Raw genomic sequence first — 25,917 nt, forward strand, 5'->3', positions numbered from 1 at the left:
ACAGTCAGTGGCTGATGTTCTTCTCCTGCATGAAGCTCCAGATCGAACGATTCACGCTGATGATGGAATCGATCGTATTCTGGATCCGCTGCAATTCGGCATCGTCGAGCGCTTCCACCTTGCCATATTTCAGGCTCTCGTCCATGTCGATGATGCGCATCAGCTGCGTGGAGGCCATGCGGCCGGATTCATCGAAGGAATAGATGCAGTGATTGTACTTGTTGCGCAGGCGCTGTTCGCGCGTCATGCGCGAGGTGATGTCGAGAACCGACTTCTTGACGTCCGGAGGGGTTGACCGGATTTTGGCCAACCGCTCCAGAAGGTCTATGCGAGCGCGTGTCGTATTGAGTGTCAGGAATACGATCGTCGCCGCTTCCTTATTGGTATCGAGGAGGTGGGCAATCAGGTAGATAAACAGGCTTTCGGTGTTCGTCCAGGCATAATTCAGCTTGCCCACCAGCATCAGTACGTCGTCAAATCGTGACATTGCCTAGAGCGCTCTCACCATTTCAGCGCCACCATTCATGCGCGCCATTGACGTACCGTAACCTCTAAAAGGGGGCGAGTATCGCTCCTGGTCCTTGTTGTTGCGATAGACCGCAGCCGCCTGGGTCCGGTTGTGGACGCGCAGTTTGCGGATGAGGTTGTGCACATGGACCTTGACGGTGTGTTCCGACAGCGACAGCCGATCCGCGATGATCTTGTTCTGGAGGCCTTCCGACAGAAGCTCCAGAATCTGGTGTTCCCGGATCGTGAGCGTCTTGATCGGCTTCGTACCGTTGCCGGCAGCCCGCAAGGACGTCTCGATGGACGTGACGGAAGGCTTTTCCTGCTCGGCGCCGGCCGAGCGGACAATGGATGTCGGATAGTATTCGCCGCCATTGAGCAGAAGCCAGATGACGGCCAGCCAGACGTCGAGCTTCAGGTTGAATGGCAGAAGCCCCTGGATCTGCTTGTTGTCGAAGAGGTGGCTCAGCTCATGGATTCCGGTGGCGGATTCCTCGATCATCATCGTGATCGATGCCGACGGGAACCGTTCGCGGCAGCGCATGACGCAACCCGTGACGTCATCGGCAAAGCTGGCCTGGATCAGCGCGAGCCCCACCTCGCTATCAAATGGTTCAGCTTCGACCAATTCGTCGGCGAGGTAGATCTCCAGGTTCGGGAAAGTTCTTTCAAGAGATTGCACCAGGCCCTGAAATACGGCGCCGGACTCTGCGTAGATGAATACGCCGTTCTTTGACTTGGCTGGCCCCTCTGATCTGGACGGATTTTCTATTTTCAGGCGTGATATAGAATTGTTCATAATAGTCCCCTACGCCCCAAAATAAGTGTCACCTCGGGGCCAGTTAGCGTTTCGCGTTTTGTTTTGTAATTGTGAACATTTCCTCAGCACGGCAACCCCCGTCACCGGTGCTGACCTTTTAAGGATTAGTAAACCCGGCGTGACGGCACCGTGACATTGTTAAATGTTTATACATCCGATTGTCCTTCGACTGCCAATCTAGATAGAATTATACTGTTTCAGGCCCATCCGGGTCATCGTCCCAATTCATTAGCCGGGATTATGCTGCCGCTGGCCGCCGGCAACGGGTCGCCGCGAGCGCGCCTCATAAGTATCTGGTAGCTTGGCTTTATTCGCCCGTACCGCGTCCGATTCGCCCGTTCTTACTGGTTTCTGCCGGAGCTAAGTACAATTGGTAGCTTAACGAGGCCGGTTTTCGGCCCTAGGTTCACGTCTCGGCTTGGCGTGCAGTAGGTAAGCCGGATCATCACGAGCATCAGTACCATCATTGTTACCTTGTGCGAGATTCATCGTCTCGCACATTGCAGGCCGATGCTTGTCGGAACTTAACACGGCAGAGCGCGCAGATAATCTCGTTTGAAATGCATAGAGATTTGCCGCTTTGATCTTTTCGGAGGAATTAACATGAGTGGCAATAAGAATTACCAGCTCCCCGGCTTCGACCCGTCCGCCTCGGCCAGTGCCGACGCCGACGCATTCGCCGCTGCGCTGGCGCTTCAGTTGCAGGGACAGGGTCAAGGCCAGGGACAGGGCCAAGGGCAGGATCAGGGCCAAGGGCAGGGACAAGGTCAGGGCCAAGGCCAGGATCAGGGGCAGGGGCAGGGCCAGGAGCAGTCGTCCAGTTCCGAAAACCTCAACCTCAATGGCAATGGCAACCTCAATGGGAACGGCAACCTCAATGCCAATTCCAACGAGAGCTACAACGGCAATGAGAACTTCAATTCGAACAGCTCGACGACCGACGTCACGGTTGACGTAACTGTCGATCTCGGCATCGAAGGCTATTCGCCCGACGATAATGACTTCGCCGATCTCGATCTGACCGGCAACAGCTTCGACAATATCTTCCTGACCGACTCCGGCAGCATCACGTTCGATCCGGGCAATGATGTGAACTTCTCCAATGTGCTCAATGGCGCATTGACCGGTGCCGGCAATGATACGGGTTTCGCGCTCAATCAGGTCGTGGACCTCGTCGACAATGATGCGCTTTCGGGCGTTTCGCAGAACAACACCGGCAGCGTCACGCTAGGTGCCGCTGGTGGCAACGCGTCGGCGGGCGATGGTATCGGCCTCGGTGACGGCGGTTGGGGCGGTCTTACGAGCAGCTTCTTCGGTGGCGGTGCCGGTGGTTCCGACATCACGGCAGGCGATGATGTCAATGGTTCGAGTGCGGCTAGCGCCGAAGCCAACATCAACTCCTCGGCATTCACCCAGGAAATCGTTCTTGGTGCCAATCTGCAGCAGAACGCCTTCGAAGGTACCGTCATCAACGGCTCGTATACCAGCACTTCCGTAGGCGACACCGATCAGGTCTAGCCTTTCCAACGAGTATCACCCTGCGCGGAGCTTCCGCGCAGGGTGCGTCATGAACCGCGTTGGAACTACATCCGCGAACGGCGGGAGCTACCAGAATGCTGGGATTTGGTGATCATATTTCGGAATCGATCACGCACTTTATGGGTTATTTCCACACATCCATCGAAGCGGTGAAACTGCGACTGGACTATCGTGAATTCAAGGTTGCTCCGAATGCGGAGCCTGAACTCAACCCCTTGCTCGTCGTCGAGACCAATCCTGAACAATACGTCGCTCCGGCCAGTTCGCAGGCGAGCGTAAAATACCTCCCCACGCCGTGGGCACCGACGGCCGACCAGATGATGACCTCCGTTTCATACGACACCCTGGAACTCGAGCTGCACGGGCAGAAATTTCATCATCTGAAGGGGAATGTCGGCGTTGGCGGCGGATCGCGTGCGGTGGATCAAGACAGCGGTCCCTATTTCGGCCTTCCGCCTTCCGAGACCGCGGTCGTCCTGCAACAGACGAGCCATCTCGAAGACAATGACATCATCATCATGGGCAATCACGTTCCGGTCGACCTGAACTGGGGCGATGACGCCGCGTTCACGAGCCTGACGGGACTGGCTTTCTCCGTGAGCGAACCTTTCGACGCAGCCAGCAGCCTGGACTCGGTCGCCGACATACCGCAATTCTTTGCGAACCAGATGTCCGCCATGCAGGGTTTCGCGGCGCCTGCCATTGCCGGCGCCGATATCTCCGTCGTGTCCGCCGACCATATCGAAGGCACATATGTCAACGGTTCCGCCGAACTCGCCAACCTGAGGCTCGAGGACTATCTGCCACAGCCGACCGAGGCTGCAACGGATGGCCAAATTACTGCTGGCGCCGAGGGAGCGACGATCAAAGGAACGGAAATCGACGATTCGGTCACCTTGAAGGCCGGCGGCAATCTGATGGTCAACCAGGTGTCGCTGCAAAGCCTGGATTCGGTCGGCGCTCACTTCGCGGTTGCCGGCAATTATTATGACATCAGCGCGATCGTCCAGGTCAATGCCTATAGCGACAGCGATGTGTTCGAGGGTGGATTTGCCGGGCTTGGCGCCGCGCCATCGACACAGGCGATGAACATTGCCAGCTTCCTCTATGAATCGGCCCAGGGCCAGAACGCAACAATACCTGGCGAGGCGCCGACATTCCCGCAGAATTGGCAGATCAGCGTCGTCACGGGCGACCTCCTGCAGATGAACTGGATCTCGCAATATAGTTTCATGTCCGACAATGACGTGCATGTGCTGTCGGCAACCGGCGCCTACACCACCATCGTGACCGGTTCCAACGGCTCCATGAATAGCGCGTCCTTCGCGGACCTGTGCAAGTCATACGACCTCGTCATGATCGGCGGGAACTATTATGACGGCAATTTCATATTCCAGACCAACATATTGTTCGACAACGACAAATTCACTACGGGCGGCGCGGCGGGGGAATATAGCGGCGGCCTGTCGTCGAGCGGCAACCTGTTGTGGAATTCCGCCAGCATCGCCAATACGGGCGGGGCGAACTGGGTGAACGGCCTGCCCCAGCATTATGCCGATGCCTTCAGCCAATTGGCCGGCGGGAACTACACGATGCCGTCGGGCTTCGGCGCTGACGCAGCGCTCCAGGGCATAGAGGGCCTCCGGGTTCTTTATATCAGCGGCAATGTCTACGATCTGAATTATATCAAGCAGGTCAATGTCTTGGGCGATGCCGATTATGTTGCGCATTACGAGGATGCTTTGCTGAGCGGGTCGGACGGAACGGAATGGGACATCAGCACCGGATCCAATGCGCTGATCAACATCGCGTCCATCGAAGACATGGACGCGAATGGAGGAGGCACGTCCTATGCGGGTGGAGGCGTCTATTCCGACGCGATCCTGATCCAGGCCGACATCATCGCGCCAGCGCCTGCGCAGAACGGGCAACAGCCGCTCGCCAACGAACTGGTGGCATTCCTGGACGATGATGCGCCCGGCCATGCGGCCGCGGATCATGGTCCCGCCGTCGACATACCCGACACCGGTCCCGCCGTGGACGTGATGCAGACTGTACTCGCCTGATAAAAACAAGAATGCGTGGAGGAGCGCGAGGCGAATGAACCAATACACAACGACCGGCCTGTCCGGGGCATTGCCTCGTCATGGCGACGAAGCGGAGCTCAGCCGGTTGACGTTTGAAAGCCTGCTGGACGAAATGGAGGCGCAGATCCGCCGGCTGTCCGGCGAGGACGCGGAAACCGCGACGGCCAATCCGGTTGAAGCAGCCCCGGTTGCGCCGATTGCCGAGGGGCATCAGCAGCCGGTAGAGGAATTCGGCAAGGTCATCGAAGGTGATCGTGGTCCTGTTCCCGCCAAGGAAAGCAGCAATGTCAAGCCGATCACCAGTGGCGAAAACTTCCATAAGCGCGTCGCCGCGGTAAGTTTCGCCGACAGTTTTCGCAACGGCGTCAATGCGGTGCGGCGAAACCTCATCATCACCATGGGTTTCACCTTCTTCCTGAATATCCTCGTCCTGGCGATCCCTATCTACCTATTCCAGATATCCGACCGCGTGTTGACGAGCCGGTCGACCGATACGCTGGTGATGCTTACCGTCGTCATCGTCGGGGCCGTCATCGTTCAGGTCGTGCTGGATGCGGTTAGGCGCTTCATTCTGATGCGCACGGCGGTGGAGGTCGCGGTGCAATTGGGAGCGCCCATTTTGAGCGCCGCTGCCCGTGCGTCGCTGCATGGCAATGGCAAGGACTACCAGATACTCGGCGATCTGCAACAGTTGCGATCGTTCCTCACATCGGGAACACTCCTTTCATTCTTCGACGCGCCGATCGCGCCGATCTTCCTGCTGGCAGTGTTCCTGGTTCATCCTCATCTCGGATTCATCGTCGTCGCCTCGTCGCTGCTGCTGATCGCGATCGCCTTCCTCAACCAGCGCGCCACGGCCGCTTCCTTTGCCGAGGCCACCAGCTACCAGAGCCGGGCCATGCTGCACCTCGACTCGATGTCGCGGAACTCGCAGATCATCAATGCGCTGGCGATGATACCCGAAGCGGTGAAGATCTGGGGCCGCGACATGGCAGGTTCGCTGCGATCACAGGTCAAGGCGCAGGACCGGAACATTATCTTCGCCACCATTTCCAAATGCGTGCGGCTGCTTACACAGGTCGCGATGCTCGGATGGGGCGCGCATCTGGCCATTGACGGGCAGCTTACGGGCGGCATGGTCATCGCAGCCTCGATCATCGCCGGCCGCGCCCTCGCGCCTATCGAAGGCGCGATCGAAGGCTGGAACAGTTTCATCCAGTTCCGCTCCGCCTTCGGCCGGATTCGCAACCTGCTGCAGACCTCGCCATTGAACTTCGAGCGGCTTCGCTTGCCGGCTCCCCAGGGCCGGCTGGATGTCGAGCGGATCCTTTACGTTCCGCCACCCAACAAGAAAGTCATCCTGAACGGTATCTCCTTCACGCTGATGCCAGGAGAATCGATGGCCGTCATCGGCAATTCCGGCGCGGGCAAGACGACGCTGGGCAAGATGCTCGTCGGGTCCATCCTGCCGACTTCGGGCAGTGTGCGCCTCGATCTCATGGACCTGCGAAATTGGGACCAGCGCCAGTTCGGCGAGAATATCGGCTACCTGCCGCAGGACGTGCAGCTGTTTCCGGGCACGATCAAGGCCAATATCGCGCGGATGCGGGAGGACGCCACCGATCAGTCGATTTATGAGGCGGCGGTTCTTGCCGACGTGCATGAGCTGATCTCCAGTTTCCCGCAGGGCTATGAGACGGTGGTCGCTGCCGATGGGGCGCCATTATCCGGTGGGCAGAAGCAGCGCATCGCTCTCGCCCGCGCCTTCTTCGGCAACCCGACGCTGGTCGTCCTGGATGAGCCGAATTCCAATCTCGACCAGAAGGGCGATCAGGCGCTGACAAAGGCGCTCTATCACGCCCGCAACAACAAGATCACCGTCGTCACCATCACCCAGCGGCCGGCGCTGTTGAGCTGTGTCGACAAGATCATGGTGCTCAACAATGGCAGCGTGACCATGTTCGGCTCGCGCGAGAAGGTCCTGGAGGCACTGTCGAGGAAGAAGGCGCCGGCACCGGAAGCCTTCATCGAAGCAGCGGAATAGAACAAGAAAAGGGAGCGAACCGTGGCCGCGACGAACGCATTGAACGACCTCGAATGGTATGCGGGCGTGCCTCGCTCCATCAAGCCCTACAGCAAATTCGGCGCTGCGCTCGTCTTCGTGTGTTTTGGCGGGTTCGGGACATGGGCGGCCACCGCGCCGCTCGCCGCTGCCGTGATCGCGCCGGGAAGCTTCGTGGCCACCGGCAACAACAAGATCGTGCAGCATCTCGAGGGCGGTATCATAAGGGAGCTCCTCGTCAAGGAGGGTGACCAGGTCAGCGAGAACGACAATCTGGTGCGCCTGGACGAGACTGCGGCGAAGGCGAATGCACAACAGCTGTTCCTGCGCCAGGCACGGCTGGAGGCGATCCTTGCGCGGCTTCATGCGGTGGTGCGCGGCGACGAGCGCTACCAGCCGCCGAAGATAATCATGGACAATCTGACCAATCCCGATATTCGCGCGGTCAACGAGAGCCAGAGCGACAATTTCGCCAATGCCCACGCGAAATATGCGAACGAGCTACAGATGATGGAGCGGAACATCTCGGCGCTGGAGTTCCGGCGCGTCGGGCGGATGGCCCAGATCGACGCGACCGCGACGCAGGTCGAACTGCTCAAGGACGAGTTCAAGGCCAAGCAGTCGCTGTTCAAGAAGGGGCTCATGGCCCGTTCCGAGGTGAGCGTATTGCAGCGCGCCGTGGCCGATGGCGAGGGCACGATTGCACGTCTTTCGGCAGAAATTTCCGAAATCAACGCCCAGATCGAGAAGTTCCGCAAGGAAATCATCCAGACCAAGGATACCGAGAAGCAGGCCGCCCTCGATGAAATCCAGAGTGCGGAGGCCGAGCTCGATGCAGTGCGCGAACAAACCCGGCAGGCCGATAGCGTGCTCGACCGGACGTTGATCAAGGCGCCGGTGGCAGGCACTGTGGTTCGCCTGCATTACCACACGGCCGGCGGCGTCATCGAGACCGGCAAGCCGATCGTGGAGATCCTCCCCGCCGGCGTTCCTCTCATCATCGAAGCGCAGATACCGCGGATGCAGATCGACGAAGTCAAGCAGGGGCAGGAAGCCCACATCAGGTTGAGCGGCCTCAACCAAAGGACCACGCCGGTCATCAACGGCCGCGTCGACTACGTATCCGCCGACTCGATGACCGATAACGCGACCAAACAGGATGTCTATCTGGCGCGGGTGAGCATTCCGTCGGAGGAACTCGGCAGGATCAAGGGTTTTTCACCGACGCCGGGCATGCCTGCGGACATTCTCATCCAGACGCATGAACGGACTTTCTTCGAATATCTGGCGAAGCCGGTGCTCGACAGCATGTCCCGTGCCTTCCGGGAATCCTGAGGTGGATCAACGCGCGCTGTGGCCGGTCAATTCCTTGCCGGGCAGCGCGATCTTGCGGGCCGGAGCGATGGCCTTCGCAGCGGGATAGGCGGCTGCGGCTGCGGCACCTGCCAGGACATAGAACAGCATTCCAAGATCGAACACGGTTCCGACCAGCGCCGCGCCGACAAGATTGGCGGCGATCCCGCAACGGATGGCGCGGACGATATGGCGGATCTGGCCGCCTGATGGGCGCAGGCTCCGCCTGAATAGCGTGGAAGCCACGAAGAATACGAAGCAGAGCGCGCCCGGCACCCCGACATTCGAGAGCAGCACGAATACATAGCTCGATGCGCGCGCGCCGCCGACGCCGACGCCGAGGCCGAAGCTTTCGACGAAGTTCGTCCATGCCACCTCGTTCCAGTATCCGCGTTCACGCCCCGACGCGCTGTCGAGCTTGCCGAACAGGCTCTCGTCGAAAAAGGCAGCGACGGCGTCGATGATCGTCGGTGACAGCACCGCGATCAGCAGGAGCAGGGCGATCGCGCACATGCCGCCCATATAGATGAACAATTGCTTGCGCATGCGCCCGCCATTGAAGACCGGAGCGAAGGATTGCACCATCAATAGCGCCATGGTCGCCATGAGCCCCACATAGGCAGTTCCCGAGGTCGAAAGCAGCAGCAGGACCAGACTGGCCAGCGCGTAGAATCCGGAGCGGAGCGGCCTTACATTATCGAGATAGAGGCTGGCGCTGATCGCAAAGAGGATCAGCGTGAACGTGGCGAAGGAAGACGATTCAGGGAAGGTTCCCGAGATCCGCTTGAGGCCACCCATCTCGACCGCCGTCATCAGCGAATAATTGGCCGTGTGGATGAATTCCAGCAATTCGCCTGTGCCGGTTGCGAACGTAGCGAGATCGAGAATGGCAAAAAGGACGTTCAGGCCACAGAGGAAGAAGAAGGCGCCGAGGAAATGGTGAAAGGCCTGCTTGAGCCTGAAATAGGCGAACGAGGCGGCAAAGCAGACGACGCCGCCCAGGGCATAGACCGTCTGCGTCAAATGGGTGCTCGAGAAGGTAAGCGGATTGAGCACGATGCGGCTCAAGCCGCCGGGCAGTCTCTGCACCATCATGGTTTCTGTCACGCCGGCGAAGAGGCGCGGGAAAAAGATGGTGCTGATGATGCCATAGGTGATCAATAGCAGGAGCCAGAAGCCGCTGCTGGGCGCCAGAAGACTGCTGAGGAAGGGCGAAAGACCGGTGATGCGAAGCGTCCGCCAGGCAAAGAACACGAGGAACGCATTGGCGACGAGAATCGACGCGCCGCCGAGCGCAGGCAGGGTCAGCGCCGCCGCCGCGCCGAAAAGCGTGAGCGCCAGCATGCCGTAGAGCGCATACTTCCTGTGCATGAACTGGACGAGGATGCCGAACAGCAGCACACAGACGCCAAAGACATTGGTTGCCATGATCTAGTTCCGCCGCCTTGTCATCATTGGATCGCGGCTCCGGCCAGGGCGTTGCTCTGGATGAATTCCTGAACCGTCTTGAACGCGGGCTTCAATGCCCCCGGCCGCCATCCGCCCTTGCCGTCCGGATCGAGCTTGACCAGGCCCATGAATGCCTCGAAATCCGGAGCCCAATAGGTCTCGTCCATCAATTCGTAGATGTGGGCCGCCTGCACCGGATAGAATTTGCTCAGCTCCTGGAGCCGCGCCATTGCCTTCTTCAGGCCTTCCGCCTGCGCCTGCTCGCCCTCGACACTGCCTTTCGGATGGTTGAATTCGGTCACCCAGATAGGCTTGCCATAGGCGGCCAGTGCCTTGAAGGCCCATTCCGGGTCCTCGCCATAGGCATGCCATACGCTGATATCCCATTCGATCTTGTCTTGCTTCATCCGCTCGAACGCGCCGATGTGGCCCCAGCCGGCTGTGCCCATCGCAATCTTGTATTCGCCGCCCGCCGCCTTCATGCCCGCGATCAACCCACGCATCACGGCCGCGACTTTCTCCCAGCGCGGGCCGTAATAGTCGAGCGGGTAAAGTCCGCCTGCCGGGCCCCATTCGCAGGGATATTGCGTGCCGTCATCGCGCATCTCGCATGGCTGGATGATGGCGAAGCTCTCGAGTTCGTTGCCGAGTTCCCATACGGAGACCTTGTCTCCGAGCTGTGCCGCCGCCTGCATCGCAAGCCGTTTCGACACCGTGAAAATATCTTCCTTGGATGCTGATTTGAGATCGACGACCGGCGTGAGCACGGGAAGGATCGAAATGCCTTTCCGCGCTGCTGCATTGACGAGCATTTCAAGCTTCGGCAGTTGTTCGGGCGTCTGCAGGTCGACCCGGTAGGATTTGACGCCAAGCGCGGCCATCGTTTCTACCTGGAAGGTGAGGGTGACGCCATGATAGGAGGCAAGGGGATGGCCGTTGATGCCCCACATCATGCGCTCTTCCGCAAGCGCCGCCCTGCCGGGAAGAGCTGCCAGCAACAAGGTGCCGATTGCGAAAACCGCTTGCGTGAAACCCGGCATGGCGCTTCCTAATGATCGATGGTGGGTATCGCCTCGACCAGTTGCGGGCCGAGATGAAGATAACGCGTCGTCTTCCGCTTGGCCGTTATATCGCGCCATACGCGCAGGACCTGCTCTTCCGAGAGGCCCGCGGCGACGGCGACGCTCGCGGCCGGCAGGGCATTGTTGAGGCCGTAGAGGCACAGATCCATCTCGCGATAGGGCAGGGCGAAATAGAACTCCTCCTGCGTTTGCGCCAGCTGATAGGTATCGGTCGTCGGCGGCCGCGCCGTCACCTCTTCCGGCACCCTGAGATAGGAGGCCAACTGATAGACCTGCGATTTGTAGAGATGCGCGATCGGCTTGAGATCGGCCGCGCCGTCGCCATTCTTGACGAAGAATCCCTGATCGTATTCGAGCAGGTTTGGCGTCCCGATGACGGCGTAGTTCAGGCGGTCAGCATGGTAATATTCGATCTGCTTGCGTGTGCGCTGCTTCATATTGGTGGCGGCGACGATGCCGAGATAGACTTCCGCCGGCATGCGGAGCTTCGCCGTCGTCCCGTCCGGCCGTTGCAGCACGAGCGATGAAATATTGTAGCCCTCGCCGGAAAGCGCATTGGCGATGACGATTTTCGACGCCCAGCCGGGCCCGAAACCGGGCTCGATGCGGCGGATAAAGGCGTCCCTGCGCTCATAGCAGCCCATGGCTTCCAGTTGCGGGCCGATATCCTCGATAATGCCTGGAAGCCCGAAAGCGTCGGCGACCTGTTGTCCGAGCCGCAGACTTTCCGGGTCGGAATCGTTTTCCGGCATGAAAAGACAGAAGACGTTCCGGGGGCCGACGGCGCGTGCCGCCAATGCGGCGCAGACGCTTGAATCGACGCCGCCAGAAAGGCCGAGGACGAAACCGCGGCGCCGGAGCGGCGAGCGCAGCTGGCTCCTCATCGCGGCGACGATGCGCGCGACCTCGGCAGCCGGATCTATTTCCAGCGACAAAGGCAGGATGTCCGCGCCGGGCCTCGAGGAAATCTTGTTCATCATATTTGCTCCTGTGGCTCTGCCGCGAGCCTCCGACTGACCTTGCCCGTATCGGTCTTGGGCAGCCCAGACCTGAATTCCACCGATTTAGGCACCATGAAATCTTCGAGATTACGCGCGCAATGGCGAATGATGTCCCTGTCCGTCAGGGTTTCATCGCTCCGCACGACTATGGCGCGCACCGCCTGGCCAAGCACGGGATCGGGCACGCCGATCACCACCGCTTCGGCAATTCCGGCGCAGGCGTGAAGGACGTCTTCGACCTCCTTGGGCGCGACTTTCTCGCCGCGCGTCTTGATGATGTCGTCCTTGCGGCCGACGAAGAACAGGTAACCCTCGGGGTCCATCGTGAAGAGATCGCCCGTATGGAGCACCTTTTCCCAGGGGCTTGGACCGGGCCGCAGGGCGCGATCCGTCGCTTCCCTGTTCTCCCAATAGCCCTGCATGACATGCGGGCCGCGGATGACGAGCTCTCCAACGGTCCCCGGCGGTACGCGCTGGCCATCATCGTTCACGATGAAGGCCTCCGTGTTCGGAATGGCGATGCCAACGGAACCCGGGCGGATGTCGAGCTGTGAAGGCGGCAGATAGGTGCAGCGCTTGCACTCGGTCAGCCCATACATCGAATAGAGGCGGGCGCCGGGAAAAAGCTCCCGGAGGCGGGCAATATGCGCCGGCGGCAGGGCCGCGGCGGTATTGGTGAGGTAGCGCAGGCCCGGCAGGAACCCCGGTTGAAGATCGCGCATCTGCAGGATCAGCGCCGCCATGGTCGGGACGATCGGAAAGCCGGTAACGCCCTCGCGACGCATGGTGTCTAATATGGCTTGCGGGAAACTAAAGGATTTTTCCAGCACCAGCGTTGCGCCTGTCCTGACCGTCATGAACAGCTGATAGAGCCCATAGTCGAAGGCCAGCGGCAGCACGTTGAGGATGATGTCGTCCTCGACATTCTCGACATAGGTCGTGATCGAGGTCGCCGCAGCTTCGATGTTGCGGTGGTTCATCATCACGCCCTTTGGCCGTCCGGTGGAGCCGGACGTATAGATCAGCATGGCGAGGTCCATGTCGATCCCCGCATGCGGCACCGGCACAGGCTCGACCTGAAGCGCATTGGCAAAGGACAACCGGTTCTGGCCGGCCATGTCGTCACGCGACCCGGAAACGATCAGCTCGCAAGCGGTATTCGTGCCTATTGCTTCACTGGCTATGCCGGCCAGCTTCTCCTGGGTGATGATGGCCCTCGCCCGGCAGTTCTCGATGATATAGGCGAGCTTGTCCGCCTTGGTGGATGGGTTGATGGGGCTGAAGACAGCCCCGGCCTTCATGACGGCATAGATGGAGACGGCAGCTTCCCAGCAATTGTTCATGAACACGAGAACACGGTCGCCGCGCATTATGCCCTGAGCCCAAAGCGCGGCGGCGAGACGATCCGTCAGATCGTCGAACTCGGCATAGCTCAGCCTCCGGGTGCCGGCGACCAGCATGGTCTTGTCGCCAAGGCGGCGGGCGGTCTGCCGCAGGATGTTCTCGATGCGCATTTGCCGGGCCTTTCCTCAAGCCACCGATTTCTGCGGCACAGCCTTGCTGGACACGAAACTGGCGATGCTCGCGATGGAATCGAGGTTGGAAGGTACGATGTCCGCATCGTCGATGGTGATGTGGAACGTGTCTTCAAGGAAGGTCACCAGTTCGAGAACCCCGGTCGAATCGATGACATCGCTCTCGATCAGCGACGTCGTCGCCTCAAGCGGGTGGCTGGTGTCGCCGAACAGGTAGTTCTCGACGATGAAATCTCTTATCTGTGCCTCGAGCGTCATGCTGAATATTCCTTTCATGCTGCGGCATAGTTGTTTTGATAGGATTGTTGGGCGAAGGCCTGTTGCCAGAGCTGCGTCGAGAGAATGCCGACGAAAGCGCTGTCGTCGCGATGCCCCGGCGTGTCGTTGCGCACGCATTTTTCGAGGAGCTTGCCGACGGCGCCGGCGTTGAACAATCCGCCATCGTCGATCGCTTCCGGGCTCATCAGCTCGGCAACGTAACCGGGCAAGCGGCCACGGGTGAAGGACTGGCTGTCGGGCGCCCTGTAAGGCTGCTTCTGCCGGGCGGTGATCGTCTCGGGTATCAGCCCGCGCATGGCCTGCTTGAGGATGTGCTTCTCGTCGAGGCCATTCAGCTTGGCGCTGATCGGCAGCCTCGCTCCAAATTCGACGATCCGATGGTCGAGGAACGGGAAACGCCCCTCCACGCCATGGGCCATGGCCATGCGGTCGCTTTGGCAGCACAGGATATAACCGGGCAGCAACAGGCTGGTTTCGAGATATTGAGCCTGGTTCAGCGGATGCCAGCGCGCATATTCCGCAGGCAGTGTCGAAATCAGATCTTCCGTCGCGTCATAGCCATGAAGCGCCTGTTTCAGCTCAGGGGAAAAGAAAAGTTTCGTCGCCGCCGTGCCGCGGAATCTCGGGCGATGCGAATAGAGCGGATCGTTCAGATCATCCACGCTGACGCCGAAGAATGCCGCAAGATATTCCGGTTTCTGCTGCTGCAGCCCCGGCAGATACGGATAAAGCCGGCGGAACAGCTGCGGTCTCATGCGGGAATGGGGCTGGCGGGCGCAGAAACGCCGGACCTTGGCCTCGCGGAACAGGTCGTAGCCGCCGAAAACCTCGTCGGCGCCCTCGCCGGTGAGGACGACCTTGTAGCCGTGCTCCTTGGTAAGCCTCGACAAGAGATAGAGCGGCGCTGGCGCCGTTCGCAGCACCGGCCGCTCCATATGTTCAACGACGGACGGGAATATATCGGCAATGTCGCTGCCGCTGCAGGTCAGCGATGAATGCTTCGTTCCGAGCGCCTCGACCATCTGGTTCTGAAAGATTGTTTCATCATGTTCCGCGGATTCGAACCCGATCGAAAATGTCCTCAGCCGATCCGGGATGACACGAGCGGCCAGGGCCGAAACCGCCGACGAATCCAGCCCCCCGGAAAGATAGGAGCCGACAGGTACATCGGCGCGCAGCCGAATTCTGGTCGCGTCGGTCAGAAGATGCCTGAGTTCCTCGGCCATATCGGCTTCGGATCGCGATTTTCCGTGGTCGCCGCCATGCGGATAGTCGAGCTGCCAATAGGATGACCGCTTGATGCCACGGTCATCGACGAGCATCAGATGGGCAGCCGGCAGTTCGTAAATGTCCTTGAACGCCGTTCGCGGCGGGATCGGCGCCCAGAGCGTGAATATCTGGTCGAGCGCATAGGGATCGATTTCGGACCGCACGCCTGGAACGGCCAGCAGCGCCTTTATCTCCGATGCGAAGAAGAAATTGCCGCCGTGGCACGTATAGAAGAGAGGGCGCACGCCCATCCGGTCCCGCGCCAGCATCATGCGGCGGCGCTTGTTGTCCCAAAGTGCGAAGGCGAAATCGCCATTGAGCAGCTTGACGCAGTCCGGCCCCATCTCGTCGTAGAGATGAAGGATCACCTCCGTGTCGCTCGAGCTGCGGAAGCGGTGACCCTGTGCGATCAGGTCGTCGCGCAGTTCCACATAGTTGAACACTTCACCATTATACGAGATTACGAGGTTGCCATCCGCGCTCTGCATCGGCTGCTGGCCATCGGACAGGCCGACGATCGACAGGCGGACATGACCGAGCCCCGCATCCGTCATCGACTGGACGCCGCTTTCGTCGGGGCCCCTGTAAGAAATCGCGTCGGTCATCCTGCGCAGGATGCGGGGGCCGTCTCCACCGATTTCCGTTCCACAATAGCCCGCGATCCCACACATTTGACTGCCCCTTGAGCGGCATATACGGGTTATTCCTTCCCGCTTCGATGCCGCCCATGAAGCCTATAATATGGACCCGGAGCGTCAATAAACAATTGGGTTTAACAGGCGCCCGTAATACTAGGTATACGGCGCGCTATACTGATCTATCAGACTTGATTTCAGTCTATATGTGTTGGAAATTGCGATCTGGCATGTTCAACGTGCATCGAAACTGGTGAATAAACACAAAAGATAGCCGATATAGACCAAATTCATTATGGTAAAACTGTGATCGATTGATTGTCACGCCTTCTGTAGCCGCTGATAATGCTGGAAAAACAGGTGGCGGGGCAAGAATCATGTGGCACGAACTCAAGAGATCGATCCTCGGGATCGCGCGGCGGCTCATGCTTGCCGCTGCTCTGTGTTCCATACCGTTTGCAATGCCATTGCCGGCGGCTGCAAGCGAACCGTACAAGCTGGCGCCCTATACGAGATTGCGTCTCACTGTGCTGGAATGGGTGGCCGCCCGCGGTGAATATCGCGAGTGGAGCGCACTGAACGGCGAATATGTCGTTTCCGAGGAAGGGTCGCTTCTCCTGCCATTGGTCGGCACCATGGAAGTGTCTTCCTTCGATGCCGTGACCATGGCGACCGAGGTGTCGAAACGGGTGCAGAAGATCACCGGTCTGGTGAACCTTCCCAATGTGGCCGTCCAGATCGTCGATTATCCGCCGGTCTTCCTCGTCGGCAATGTCGAGCGGCCGGGTGAATATCGTTTCCGTCCGGGCCTGACGGTGCTTCAGGCGGTGGCCCTGGCAGGTGGGCGATATCGTCCGCGCGAGGAAGCGAGAACGGTCGAGCAGATACAGTATCTGGGTGAGCTTCAGTCGGCGCATGGCGAAATGGTGCGCACCCTTGCCCGGATCGCGCGGCTGAGGGCCGAAATTTCGGGTCAGAAGGATATCGAATTTCCCGCCAACCTTAACGAGCTTGCCGATGAAGCCACGGTTTCCTCCATTATCGCGGAAGAACGGGCGGTATTTCAGGCGCAGTCCAATGGTCTTACCCAGCAGCTTGAGAACCTGAGCGAACTGCGCCGGCTCTTCGCCTCGGAAATCGATGTGCTGCAGGAAAAGGTCGTCGGCCAGGAGAAGCAGCTCAAGCTGCTCGATGATGAGCTCGCCGCGGTCAAGCCGCTCGTCGAGCGCGGCATAGCGACGACATCGCGCCAGTCCGACCTGCAGCGCATCATAACGGCGCTTCAGGCCGATCGCCTGGATCAGGTGACCGCAATCATGCGCGCACGGCAGAACATAAGCCAGGCGAGCCGGGATGCGCAGAACCTCGTCAGCACGCGGCAGACCACCGCCTCGACCGAACTCCAGACGGCCCAAGCCTCGCTGGATCAGCTGAAAATCCGCCAGGAGACGGCGCAGCGCCTGCTCGTCGCGGCGGGTTCGATCATCTCCGGACAGAAACGCGGTGAAAAACAGGAGCCGGACCTCACATTCACCATCACCCGCAAGGCCTCCGCCGAGCCGGTCGAAATCGCCGCCGACGAGAATACGCTGCTTGTGCCGGGCGATGTGGTTCGTGCCTCGCTCAATGTCCGGTTCTCCGCACAGACGGCTGGAACCGCGGCGATGGTGCCGCAGAATTCCGGCGCCGCGCCTCTCGCGGCGGCGACCGGCCTGACCAACACTCAGTAACAACAGGATGATGGGCACGAGAATGGCCAAGTACAAGGATCTTGAAATGTCCGACGACAATCCGGCCGATGCCAATCTGATCGGAATGCGCGATATCATCGGATTCCTGAAACGCAACTGGCGGCCGGTCCTCGTTTCGGTCCTCGGCTGCGCCATGGCCGGCATGTTCTATCTGGCCGTCACCGAACCCATATTCACCGCTACCGCGCGTATCGTGATCGATCCCGAGCAGGCCCGTATCGCCTCGCAGGACGCGGTTTCCGGCGCGATCGTCATCGAGACGGGCGAGGTGGAGAGCCAGGTCGAGATCATCCGCTCGGAAGCGATTGCGATCAGCGTCATCGCCGAACTTGCCCTGACGGAAGACCCGGAGCTGCAGGAACAGCCGTCGCTGCTCTCGCGCCTTGCCTTCTGGCGCAGCGGCAATACGGATGGGAAACAGGAAGTGGCGCTTCGGCGCACTGTCGCCGGTTTCCTGGAGCGCCTGCGCGTATGGCGTGTCGGTCAGTCCTATGTTCTCGACATCGCCTATAATTCCGTCGATCCGGTCAAGGCGGCCGCCGTGGCCAATGCGACGGCGCAGGCCTATATCAAGGCCGGGCTCGAAGCCAAGTCGTCGGCCGCCAAGAGCGGTGCCGGCTGGCTCGAGGCGCGTCTTGCCGAGATCAGCCGCCAGGCGAACGAATCCGCCAAGGCAGTCGAGGATTTCCGCAACCGCAACAATATTTCTCAGGCCGGCCCGACATCGCTCGACGAGCAGCAGGTGGCGGAGGCCAATATCCAGCTCTCGCGCGCCAAGGCGGATGCGGCAACGGAGCGGGCCAAGCTGGCCATGATCAATCGCTTCCTTGAATCCGAGACCTATGTCGATGGCTATGTCGACGAGGCGCTGCGAAGCCCGCAGATCACCGCCTTGCGTGAACGCCTGACGGTGGCCACGGGCCAGCGCGATGAATTGAAGAGCCGCTACGGCGCCGAGGGCACGGCCGTACAGGCGGCGGAAAAGGAAATCGCCAGCCTCCAGGGCGAGGTTCGCGCCGAGATCGTCCGTATCGGCCAGGTCTACAAGTCGAACCTCGAAGCCGCCGAACGGCGCGAGCAATATGTCAATGAACAATTGCAGGCGACGATCCATTCCGGCCTGAGCAAGGGCATGGCGAGGGTGCAGCTGGCGGAACTCGAAAGCCGCGCCAACACATACCGGCAAATGTACCAGAGCGTGATGCAGCAGCTGATAAGCGCGCTGCAGCAGGAATCCTTCCCGGTTGGAGATTCGCGCCTGGTGTCCGCTGCCGCCGTACCGCTTGGCAAGGCCTGGCCGAAAGGTTCGCTGGTCCTGGCGCTTGCCGTCGTGCTCGGTACGCTCGGCGGCCTTGCCTACGCCGCCATTCGCGAAGTCGCGGATCGCCGCATCAAGACGGCAGCCCGCCTGCACAGGGAACTCGGCCTCAGCAGCCTTGGCACCCTGCCTTTCGTGCCGCTGAAATCGCTGTCGAGAACCGGCGGGCATGAGTCGCAGCGACTGCTCAGCCTCGTCATGGACCAGCCGAACGAACCATTCGCGGATGCAGTGCGCAGCACGAAGGCCTCGCTGGACCTTATTCTGCGTCGCAGGAACGGCAAGATCGTCGGCATAACCTCGGCGCTGCCGGGCGAGGGCAAGACGACCTTGGCCAGCAATCTGGCGCAGCTCTACGCCGCCACCGGCTATCGCACCATGCTGATCGACGCCTGTGCGGCCAACCCGACCCTGACCCGTGTTTTCGCCACGCTGAACCAGAGGCTCGACCACAAGGGCGAAGATGGTGGAAAATCCGTCGACGCGCATTATGGCCGTTCCGAGCTAGCCGAAGAGCGCCGACGGCTGGCCGAGGTCAAGGAAAGGCGGAACGACGAGCCCTATCAATCCGTGGCGGTGATCACTCCACCGGCCTTGATGGGCGTCGACGAGATCACGCATAAGTCGACACAGTCCTATCGCTATCTGAACCTGCAGGCGCTCGAAGCCAATCTCGCGCGGCTGCGCGAGCAACATGACATCATCATACTGGACCTGCCTGATCTCAAGACGACGGCGGATGCGCGTATCGTCAGTGGGACGACGGATTGCGTGATCCTGACGGTGGGCGACGAGCAAAATGTGACACTGGACGTATTGGGAGCAGCCGTGGCGAGCTGCGGCGCGCTGGACGCCGATGGTGTCGGCGTGGTGTTCAACAATGTCCGCCGCTCCCGCGCAGCCGCGCCTATCTCGTTCTGGCCCTCCAGCCGGGAGCTGAAATCATCATTGGCCGCGCTTGGCAAACGCTATGTACGCGTTGGCAAGAAAAGGGGAGCCGCTCATGGGGTATGATTCCGCACGCCGCCTGAGGATGGCCGTCGGGATACCATCGACGGGAAGGAGCGACATTCTGGCGGCGACAGTGCCGCTGATCGAGAAACAGACGCGCCTGCCGGAGAAGATCGTCATCTGCACGTTGCGTCCGAGCGACGTGCCCGACGGCCTGCACCATCTCGCCATTCCGGTGTCCACGAAGCTGTCGTCCTCCGGCCTGGCGAAACAGCGCAACGATATCATCAAGGAATTGTACGATTTCGATATATTGGTGTTCCTGGACGATGATTTCCTGATGGCGCCCAACTACCTTGCCGAAGTGGAGCGCCTTTTTCTCGAGCATGAGGACGTGATGGTGGCGACCGGCAATGTCCTGCTCGACGGCATAGGCAGCCGCGGCATTGGCGTCGCGGAGGGATCGGGCCTGTTGAAAAAGCTGCTCGACGACCCCGAGACACGGCCCGAGACGATGACGAATGTCTATAATGGCTACGGCTGCAACATGACGGTTCGGCTGGATGGCCTGCGGCGCAACGATATCTGGTTCGACGAGAACCTGCCGCTCTATTGCTGGCTGGAGGATGTGGATCTGAGCCGGTTGCTGGCTCAGCACGGCCGAGTCGTCAAATCGAATACCCTGCGCGGCATCCATCTCGGTGTGAAAACAGGACGAACGTCCGGGATCAAGCTGGGTTACTCCCAGATCGCCAATCCCTATTATCTTGCCCGCAAGGGCACAATGCTGAAGTCCAAGGCGCTCGCCATTGCGGCGAAGAACGTGGTCGCCAACCTGGTGAAAAGCCTTGCGCCAGAGGCTTGGGTGGACAGGAAAGGCCGTCTGAGAGGCAATCTGCTGGCGCTTCGGGACCTTCTTGCGGGGCGGATATCGCCAAGCCGCGTACTGGTGGTGGAGAAGAACGATTAATTTCTTCGCACGCCATCACGCAATCGCCTGGCTGTTGCTGGGTCTCATCATGCTCGCCACCATCGGCCCGATGAGCGTGCGGCCGGTGACATTGCTCGGCCCCAACACGGAACGGTTCGCGGCCTTCCTGGCGCTGGGCATCGTATTCAGTCTCAGCTACCCCAATCGGCTCGTCTACGTGGGAATGGTGCTGTTTCTGTGCTGTGGCCTGTTCGAACTCGGGCAATATCTGATGCCCGGCAGGCATGCGGATATCAGCAACTTCCTGGTCAAGATGGCGGGCGCAGGCATGGGGATAGCCGCCATGGCCCTGTTGCGCGACAGGATCGCGGCACGTCAACCGCCGAACTGAAATTCCGGATCGACCGGGATCTGCATCGCATTCGCCAGATGATTGGTCTGGCCGGCAAGGCTGATGACCGCGATCAGTTCCGCGTGCTGCGCAGCGGTCAGACCTTTCGCCCTGGCAGCGGCGCTATGGGAATGTACGCAATAATTGCAGCCATTGGCGGTTGAAACGGCGATATAGATCATTTCCTTGACCAGCGGGTCGAGTGTTCCTTCCGCGCCCATCACCGCTTTCACGCTCTCCCAGACACGCTTGAGCGTTGGCGGGTCATTGGCGAGGCCACGCCAGAAATTATTGATGAAGTCGGACTTCCGCGTCGCCCGGATGTCTTCGAATACGGCCCGCACCGCCGGGATTGCGGCCGCCTCGGCATCTGTCAGCAGTTTTACAGTGGTCATGTCGACACCTCAAAAATCCGTGTTTCGAATGTGAAGGATCTCCGCAGATCCAGCCAGTTCGCGTGTCCAGCGATCCGGAAGGCCGGGACAGTGACATTCTGAAGGCGCATCGCGTTGGATTCCATCGATGCGCGGACCGGCCTATTTGACCCTGTTCTTCGCCTGCTTTTCCTCATAGCGGGTGACGATGAGCGTATAGTGCGATATGAGGCGCCGATAATGGTCCGCCGTCTGCGCCGAGACATCTTCCTTCACGCCGGTGCGCGATGTCCGATACGCCTTGTCGGTCCCCGATTCCAGCCGCTGCACGATGATTTCGTAATCGGCAATCACGGCTTTCAACCGCTCCATAAAGCCATCTTGTTCTGATTGTGCTTTTCCCAATCGTTGATCCAGTCGGGTGGAGAAGGCGAGTTAGATTGTCAGTGTGGGGCAGTATGATGTAATTCTGTCCCGGATGATAACCTAAGCCAAGGATGGTTCAAGTTTTCTTATCGCGCCTGATCGGCTCGATGAGGCATTCGATTGTCATTGTTACTTCGGGCATCGACGCCGCCATGCGGCCGGATGGTCCGTCCATTCAAGAGAGCATCTCCCAGCCTATGTTTCACGCGGCAAGACGACATGGATGGTTCTGGTCTGTACCGGTCTCGCTCGCCATCCACGGGCTGATCGCCGCCTTTTTCCTGTTCGATATCACGGCAGCCTTGCCGAAGATGAAGGAAGACAAGGCGATCGAGGTTCGGCTGGTGCCGCCGCCGGCGCCTAAGCCGCCGCCGAAGCAACCGCCAAAGCAACCGAAGCCGCCCGAACCTCCAAAGAAGGTGCCCGCCATGGAAGCGGCCGCTCCGCCGAAAAGCCCGGAACAGGCGAAGCCGCAGCCGGCTCCGGCAAGCCCTGCGCCTGCGCCGCCTGATGCCGGACAGCAGCGCCGGGAACGTGAGCCGCAGAAGCTGCCGGTCGAGCGCAGGGAAGGAAAGCTCGCCAGCGCCGATCAGGCGGAGCCGAAGGCCAAGGATGCTCCAGCCAGGAAAGCTGAGAAGGCGACGCCAAAACGAGCCGGTGGCGAACGGCAGTCGTCGAAGGCGAAGAAGGGTTCATCCAGGCTGCAAAAGGCGACACGATTATACTCGCCGAATTCGATCTCGGATCCCCGCGTTCGAGATGCCCTTGCCAAGCTGCCGCCGCGCCGGCGGATCATCCAGCTATGCAGTATCGAGGCGCTCGAACAGATACGGCACCAGCGTCCCGCGTCGTTCCCGGACCTCTTCGTGCCCTTCGAACCCGGGGGCGGCAGGCTTTCCGATCAGGCGCTTGATGCGACCGGCGGCGCCTTCCGCAGCCGTACCAGCTGGTTCAGCGTGGATTACCGCTGCGGGGTGAATGGCGACCAGACGGAAGTGGTGTCGTTCAGCCTGAGTTTCGGCGATCTCATTCCTCCGGGCGAATGGTCGGCACGGCGGTTGCCGCTGAATTGAGGTGGGTCAAATTCATCATACAACATACCCAAACTTGTATATTGACATGATGAAGAACTCTTCCTATCGATAGATGACGGGAGGAAATGACCGGGCATTGCAGCGGCCGGGCACCTGTAGGGGAGGAGACCTCGCAGGATCCGCGCGCTGCATGCGAGGGCCCGGCTCATGGTCTCTTCCCGCTTGTTCAGGGAGGAACTTATGCTGAATTCCATTCGATTGACGATGCTGACCGCCATGGTCGGCGCACTGATGACAGGCGCGGCAGGGGCACAGACGGTGCTTCGCTCTGCCGATACCCATCCTGACGGCTATCCGACTGTCGAGGCCGTGAAATATATGGGCGAGCTGATCAAGGAGCGCACCGCCGGCCGCTATTCGGTCGAGGTCTATCATTCGGCGCAGCTTGGCGAGGAAAAAGACACGATCGAGCAGGTGCAAACGGGCGTTCTGGACCTCAACCGTGTTTCGATGGGCCCGTTCAACAGCGTCGTGCCGATCACCAAGGTGCCGTCGCTGCCCTATATCTTCCGCTCTGCCGACCATATGCGCCATACGATGGATGGACCTGTCGGCGATGAAATCCTCAAGGCGTTCGAGGCGCATAATCTTGTAGGACTGGCATTCTACGATTCGGGAGCGCGCTCCTTCTACAATTCCAAGAAGCCGATTACGTCCCTGGACGATCTCAAAGGCATGAAGTTCCGCGTCATCCAGTCGGATGTTTTCGTCGACATGGTCAATCAGCTTGGCGCCAACGCCGTTCCGATGGCCTATGGCGAGGTCTATTCGGCGCTCGAAACCGGCGTGATCGACGGCGCCGAGAACAATTGGCCGAGCTTCGAATCGGCGAAACATTACGAAGTGGCGAAATTCTTCTCTCTCGACCAGCATCAGATGGTGCCGGAAGTGCTGGTGATGTCGAAGGCGAGCTGGGACAACCTGACGCCGGAAGATCAGGCGATCGTGCGGCAGGCGGCAAAGGACAGTGTCGCCAAGATGCGTGAACTATGGGATGCCCGCGAGAAGAAGTCGCGCGAGATCGTCGAGGCTGCCGGTGTGAAGGTCAACGAGATCGAGAGGCAGCCGCTGATCGACGCCATGAAGCCGGTGTACGAGAAATATCTATCGACGCCGGAGCTGAAGGACTTGGCTGCCCGTATCGAAGCCACGCAGTAAGCGGCAGATCCCCATGGAGCCTTGTCTTCATGGGGAACTCCGCCCGAAGGGGAGGAATGGAATGAGTGATTTTCCCGCGACGCGCGTCCGGCTGAGCCGCGTCATCACGGCGATCAGCAATTTTGCGCTCTATCTCGCCGGGTTCGGCATGGTCATGATGACCCTGCTCATCGCCTATCAGGTATTCTCGCGCTTTATCCTCAACTCGTCGCCGAGCTGGACCGAGACCTCCTCCATCATGCTGATGAGCTGGTTCATTTTTCTCGGCTCGGCGATCGGTGTCCGCGAGAACTTTCATCTCGGCTTCGACGTGCTGCTCTATATATTGCCGAACGGGAGCAAGGCGGTCCTGCGCACGGTTTCCGACCTTGTCGTCTTCGGCTTCGGCCTTGGCATGGTCTGGTACGGCAGCAAGCTCGTGGGGCTCACTTGGCAGGCTCGCCTGCCGTCGCTTGGCCTGCCAGGCGGCTTCGATTACCTGCCGCTCGTTGCTGGCGGCGTCCTGTTCAGCCTGTTTTCACTCGAGCGCATGGTTCTGCGCTGGGCCGGCGTCAGCGTCGATCATGACATAAACCTTGAAGAAGTCCCCGAAATGCCCAAGGTGCAGGAGGCCTGAATGGATCTTTGGATTTTGTTCGGAGTCTTCACGCTCCTGATGTTCATCGGCACGCCCATCGCCTTCTGCCTGGGCGCTGCCAGCCTGGCTACCGTGGCCTATCTCGGATTGCCCCCGCTCGTCGTCTTCCAGCGGATGAATTCCGGCATGAGCGTCTTCTCACTGATGGCGGTGCCATTCTTCATCTATGCCGGCGACCTGATGGTGCGGGGCGGCATCGCCCAGCGGATCATTTCCTTCGCCGGTTCGCTCGTCGGGCATCTGCGTGGCGGTCTCGGCCAGGTCAATATCATCGCCGGCACGCTGTTCGGCGGCATATCGGGTTCGGCTGTCGCCGAAGCGGCAGCCGTCGGAGGGATCATGATCCCGCAGATGAAGGCGAAGGGCTATGGCACCGATTATGCGGTGAACGTCACCTCGATGGCCGCGCTGATCGCGCTGCTGCTGCCGCCGTCGCAGAACATGATCATCTATTCGATCGCCGGAGGCGGCAAGATCTCCATCGCTGATCTCTTCACGGCCGGCATTCTCCCGGGGCTGCTCCTTGCCGCCGCGCTGATGATTACGGCCTATTTCGTCGCTCGCCATCGCGGCTATCCGACCGAGGCGTTCCAGGGCTTCCGGCGCGCCGGCGAGCTCGCCGTCATAGCGCTGCCGGGCCTGCTGCTGATCGCGATCATCTTCGGCGGCGTCCGTTCCGGCGTCTTCACCGCCACCGAAAGCTCGTGCATAGCGGTCATCTATGCGGCGCTGGTCACCATCCTCGGCTACAGGTCGATGGGTTGGAGTGATTTCGTCCACGCCACGCTTGGCGCGGTGCGGACGACGGCGATGGTCCTGCTGATCATCGGGACGGCGGCATCGTTCAGCTGGCTCATGGCCTATCTGAAGGTCCCTGCCGCGTTGATCGCCGGCATGAATGCCATTTCGACCGATCCGCTCATGGTGCTGCTGCTCCTGAATGTGCTCATGCTTCTGCTTGGCACGTTCATGGACATGGGACCGATGATCATCATCTGCACGCCGATCTTTCTTCCCCTGGCCCAGCACTACGGCGTTGATCCGGTGCATTTCGGCGTTATCCTGATCCTCAATCTCGGAATCGGGCTGAACACGCCTCCGGTCGGAACGGTGCAATTCGTTGCCTGCGCGGTTGGGAAAATCACCGTCTGGCAGGCGATGCGGTCGATCTGGCCCTTCTACGGCGCCGGCATCGTGGTGCTGGGACTGGTCACCTACATTCCGGCCATTTCGCTTTGGCTTCCGAGCATCTTCAAATAGGAAGGCAG

At 60.1% G+C, this 25,917-nt stretch carries 22 protein-coding genes; 12 read left to right on the forward strand and 10 right to left on the reverse strand.

All coding sequences use genetic code 11. The features are described 5' to 3' along the window. Window positions 1-4 precede the first annotated feature (4 nt). Window positions 5-487, reverse strand: coding sequence for a hypothetical protein (locus OSJ75_RS21110; RefSeq protein WP_250019282.1), 483 nt, complete (start codon window positions 485-487; stop codon window positions 5-7). A 3-nt stretch (window positions 488-490) separates the two neighbouring features. Beyond that, window positions 491-1,306, reverse strand: a complete 816-nt coding sequence (locus OSJ75_RS21115; RefSeq protein WP_250019283.1) for a response regulator transcription factor — start codon at window positions 1,304-1,306, stop codon at window positions 491-493. Window positions 1,307-1,930: 624 nt separating this feature from the next. Between OSJ75_RS21115 and OSJ75_RS21120 the strand changes: the two genes are divergently transcribed. The 4 genes from OSJ75_RS21120 (at window position 1,931) to OSJ75_RS21135 (ending at window position 8,350) form a co-directional block, all read left to right on the forward strand. Continuing rightward, the gene (locus tag OSJ75_RS21120) at window positions 1,931-2,845 is read left to right on the forward strand and encodes a hypothetical protein (RefSeq protein ID WP_250019284.1); all 915 of its coding nucleotides are present in this window, start codon (window positions 1,931-1,933) and stop codon (window positions 2,843-2,845) included. 95 nt (window positions 2,846-2,940) lie between these two features. Then, window positions 2,941-4,932 carry a hypothetical protein gene (locus tag OSJ75_RS21125; protein ID WP_267229396.1) on the forward strand — a complete coding sequence of 664 codons (1,992 nt, stop codon included), beginning with the start codon at window positions 2,941-2,943 and terminating at the stop codon, window positions 4,930-4,932. Window positions 4,933-4,966: 34 nt separating this feature from the next. Further along, window positions 4,967-6,997, forward strand: a complete 2,031-nt coding sequence (locus OSJ75_RS21130; protein WP_267229397.1) for a type I secretion system permease/ATPase — start codon at window positions 4,967-4,969, stop codon at window positions 6,995-6,997. A gap of 21 nt (window positions 6,998-7,018) precedes the next feature. Then, window positions 7,019-8,350, forward strand: coding sequence for an HlyD family type I secretion periplasmic adaptor subunit (locus OSJ75_RS21135; protein ID WP_250019287.1), 1,332 nt, complete (start codon window positions 7,019-7,021; stop codon window positions 8,348-8,350). A gap of 6 nt (window positions 8,351-8,356) precedes the next feature. Here the strand turns inward: OSJ75_RS21135 and OSJ75_RS21140 are convergent, their stop codons facing one another. Genes OSJ75_RS21140 through asnB form a run of 6 tightly spaced genes read right to left on the reverse strand, consistent with a single transcriptional unit; the run spans window position 8,357 to window position 15,654 of the window. Continuing rightward, on the reverse strand, window positions 8,357-9,796 hold the full coding sequence (locus tag OSJ75_RS21140; RefSeq protein WP_267229398.1) for an O-antigen ligase family protein: 1,440 nt from the start codon (window positions 9,794-9,796) through the stop codon (window positions 8,357-8,359). Window positions 9,797-9,819: 23 nt separating this feature from the next. Further along, entirely contained in the window at window positions 9,820-10,857 is a 1,038-nt protein-coding gene (locus OSJ75_RS21145) for a glycosyl hydrolase (protein WP_267229399.1), read from the reverse strand. 8 nt (window positions 10,858-10,865) lie between these two features. Next, window positions 10,866-11,876 (reverse strand): NAD(+) synthase, encoded by a 1,011-nt coding sequence (gene nadE, locus OSJ75_RS21150; RefSeq protein WP_267229400.1) that lies wholly within the window; start codon window positions 11,874-11,876, stop codon window positions 10,866-10,868. After that, window positions 11,876-13,414 (reverse strand): class I adenylate-forming enzyme family protein, encoded by a 1,539-nt coding sequence (locus tag OSJ75_RS21155; protein WP_267229401.1) that lies wholly within the window; start codon window positions 13,412-13,414, stop codon window positions 11,876-11,878. The genes nadE and OSJ75_RS21155 overlap by 1 nt, the downstream gene beginning before the upstream one ends. Window positions 13,415-13,429: 15 nt before the next feature. After that, window positions 13,430-13,693: an acyl carrier protein gene (locus OSJ75_RS21160; protein WP_250019292.1), complete on the reverse strand. Its 264-nt coding sequence runs from the start codon at window positions 13,691-13,693 to the stop codon at window positions 13,430-13,432. Window positions 13,694-13,707: 14 nt separating this feature from the next. Beyond that, a complete protein-coding gene (asnB, locus tag OSJ75_RS21165; RefSeq protein ID WP_267229403.1) occupies window positions 13,708-15,654 on the reverse strand; it encodes an asparagine synthase (glutamine-hydrolyzing) in 1,947 nt (648 codons plus the stop codon). A gap of 341 nt (window positions 15,655-15,995) precedes the next feature. On the opposite strand from asnB, the gene OSJ75_RS21170 reads away from it, so the two are divergent. From OSJ75_RS21170 to OSJ75_RS21185, 4 genes are read left to right on the forward strand one after another with little or no spacing between them, the layout of a single operon-like run. Next, on the forward strand, window positions 15,996-17,348 hold the full coding sequence (locus OSJ75_RS21170) for an SLBB domain-containing protein (RefSeq protein WP_267229404.1): 1,353 nt from the start codon (window positions 15,996-15,998) through the stop codon (window positions 17,346-17,348). Between the two features lie 22 nt (window positions 17,349-17,370). Next, entirely contained in the window at window positions 17,371-19,701 is a 2,331-nt protein-coding gene (locus tag OSJ75_RS21175; protein WP_267229405.1) for a GumC family protein, read from the forward strand. After that, window positions 19,691-20,608, forward strand: a complete 918-nt coding sequence (locus tag OSJ75_RS21180; RefSeq protein WP_267229407.1) for a glycosyltransferase family 2 protein — start codon at window positions 19,691-19,693, stop codon at window positions 20,606-20,608. The genes OSJ75_RS21175 and OSJ75_RS21180 overlap by 11 nt, the downstream gene beginning before the upstream one ends. Window positions 20,609-20,657: 49 nt before the next feature. Continuing rightward, window positions 20,658-20,960 (forward strand): VanZ family protein, encoded by a 303-nt coding sequence (locus OSJ75_RS21185; RefSeq protein WP_267229408.1) that lies wholly within the window; start codon window positions 20,658-20,660, stop codon window positions 20,958-20,960. Here OSJ75_RS21185 and OSJ75_RS21190 read toward each other — a convergent pair. Both OSJ75_RS21190 and OSJ75_RS21195 read right to left on the reverse strand, forming a co-directional pair. Then, window positions 20,945-21,355 carry a carboxymuconolactone decarboxylase family protein gene (locus OSJ75_RS21190; RefSeq protein WP_267229409.1) on the reverse strand — a complete coding sequence of 137 codons (411 nt, stop codon included), beginning with the start codon at window positions 21,353-21,355 and terminating at the stop codon, window positions 20,945-20,947. The genes OSJ75_RS21185 and OSJ75_RS21190 overlap by 16 nt on opposite strands. A gap of 141 nt (window positions 21,356-21,496) precedes the next feature. Next, complete coding sequence (locus tag OSJ75_RS21195) at window positions 21,497-21,706, reverse strand: hypothetical protein (RefSeq protein ID WP_250019299.1); 210 nt, start codon at window positions 21,704-21,706, stop codon at window positions 21,497-21,499. 161 nt (window positions 21,707-21,867) lie between these two features. Here OSJ75_RS21195 and OSJ75_RS21200 point away from each other — a divergent pair, with 161 nt between their 5' ends. The 4 genes from OSJ75_RS21200 to OSJ75_RS21215 all read left to right on the forward strand — a co-directional run bounded on the left by OSJ75_RS21200 (window position 21,868) and on the right by OSJ75_RS21215 (window position 25,909). Continuing rightward, the gene (locus tag OSJ75_RS21200; RefSeq protein WP_267229410.1) at window positions 21,868-22,833 is read left to right on the forward strand and encodes a DUF930 domain-containing protein; all 966 of its coding nucleotides are present in this window, start codon (window positions 21,868-21,870) and stop codon (window positions 22,831-22,833) included. A gap of 201 nt (window positions 22,834-23,034) precedes the next feature. Continuing rightward, window positions 23,035-24,012 (forward strand): TRAP transporter substrate-binding protein, encoded by a 978-nt coding sequence (locus OSJ75_RS21205; protein WP_250019301.1) that lies wholly within the window; start codon window positions 23,035-23,037, stop codon window positions 24,010-24,012. A gap of 61 nt (window positions 24,013-24,073) precedes the next feature. Then, on the forward strand, window positions 24,074-24,628 hold the full coding sequence (locus tag OSJ75_RS21210) for a TRAP transporter small permease (RefSeq protein ID WP_267229411.1): 555 nt from the start codon (window positions 24,074-24,076) through the stop codon (window positions 24,626-24,628). Next, window positions 24,629-25,909 carry a TRAP transporter large permease gene (locus tag OSJ75_RS21215; protein WP_267229412.1) on the forward strand — a complete coding sequence of 427 codons (1,281 nt, stop codon included), beginning with the start codon at window positions 24,629-24,631 and terminating at the stop codon, window positions 25,907-25,909. It abuts the gene before it with no gap. The last annotated feature ends 8 nt before the right edge of the window (window positions 25,910-25,917 follow it).

The organism is Phyllobacterium sp. 0TCS1.6A (genome assembly GCF_026420825.1).
Taxonomy (GTDB): Bacteria; Pseudomonadota; Alphaproteobacteria; order Rhizobiales; family Rhizobiaceae; genus Phyllobacterium.

Coding starts and splice junctions, on each gene's coding strand:
- OSJ75_RS21110 (WP_250019282.1), bottom strand. CDS start 487: ATGTCACGATTTGACGACGTACTGATGCTGGTGGGCAAGCTGAATTAT.
- OSJ75_RS21115 (WP_250019283.1), bottom strand. CDS start 1,306: ATGAACAATTCTATATCACGCCTGAAAATAGAAAATCCGTCCAGATCA.
- OSJ75_RS21120 (WP_250019284.1), top strand. CDS start 1,931: ATGAGTGGCAATAAGAATTACCAGCTCCCCGGCTTCGACCCGTCCGCC.
- OSJ75_RS21125 (WP_267229396.1), top strand. CDS start 2,941: ATGCTGGGATTTGGTGATCATATTTCGGAATCGATCACGCACTTTATG.
- OSJ75_RS21130 (WP_267229397.1), top strand. CDS start 4,967: ATGAACCAATACACAACGACCGGCCTGTCCGGGGCATTGCCTCGTCAT.
- OSJ75_RS21140 (WP_267229398.1), bottom strand. CDS start 9,796: ATGGCAACCAATGTCTTTGGCGTCTGTGTGCTGCTGTTCGGCATCCTC.
- OSJ75_RS21145 (WP_267229399.1), bottom strand. CDS start 10,857: ATGCCGGGTTTCACGCAAGCGGTTTTCGCAATCGGCACCTTGTTGCTG.
- nadE (WP_267229400.1), bottom strand. CDS start 11,876: ATGAACAAGATTTCCTCGAGGCCCGGCGCGGACATCCTGCCTTTGTCG.
- OSJ75_RS21155 (WP_267229401.1), bottom strand. CDS start 13,414: ATGCGCATCGAGAACATCCTGCGGCAGACCGCCCGCCGCCTTGGCGAC.
- OSJ75_RS21160 (WP_250019292.1), bottom strand. CDS start 13,693: ATGACGCTCGAGGCACAGATAAGAGATTTCATCGTCGAGAACTACCTG.
- asnB (WP_267229403.1), bottom strand. CDS start 15,654: ATGTGTGGGATCGCGGGCTATTGTGGAACGGAAATCGGTGGAGACGGC.
- OSJ75_RS21170 (WP_267229404.1), top strand. CDS start 15,996: ATGTGGCACGAACTCAAGAGATCGATCCTCGGGATCGCGCGGCGGCTC.
- OSJ75_RS21175 (WP_267229405.1), top strand. CDS start 17,371: ATGGCCAAGTACAAGGATCTTGAAATGTCCGACGACAATCCGGCCGAT.
- OSJ75_RS21180 (WP_267229407.1), top strand. CDS start 19,691: ATGGGGTATGATTCCGCACGCCGCCTGAGGATGGCCGTCGGGATACCA.
- OSJ75_RS21185 (WP_267229408.1), top strand. CDS start 20,658: ATGCTCGCCACCATCGGCCCGATGAGCGTGCGGCCGGTGACATTGCTC.
- OSJ75_RS21190 (WP_267229409.1), bottom strand. CDS start 21,355: ATGACCACTGTAAAACTGCTGACAGATGCCGAGGCGGCCGCAATCCCG.
- OSJ75_RS21195 (WP_250019299.1), bottom strand. CDS start 21,706: ATGGAGCGGTTGAAAGCCGTGATTGCCGATTACGAAATCATCGTGCAG.
- OSJ75_RS21200 (WP_267229410.1), top strand. CDS start 21,868: ATGAGGCATTCGATTGTCATTGTTACTTCGGGCATCGACGCCGCCATG.
- OSJ75_RS21205 (WP_250019301.1), top strand. CDS start 23,035: ATGCTGAATTCCATTCGATTGACGATGCTGACCGCCATGGTCGGCGCA.
- OSJ75_RS21210 (WP_267229411.1), top strand. CDS start 24,074: ATGAGTGATTTTCCCGCGACGCGCGTCCGGCTGAGCCGCGTCATCACG.
- OSJ75_RS21215 (WP_267229412.1), top strand. CDS start 24,629: ATGGATCTTTGGATTTTGTTCGGAGTCTTCACGCTCCTGATGTTCATC.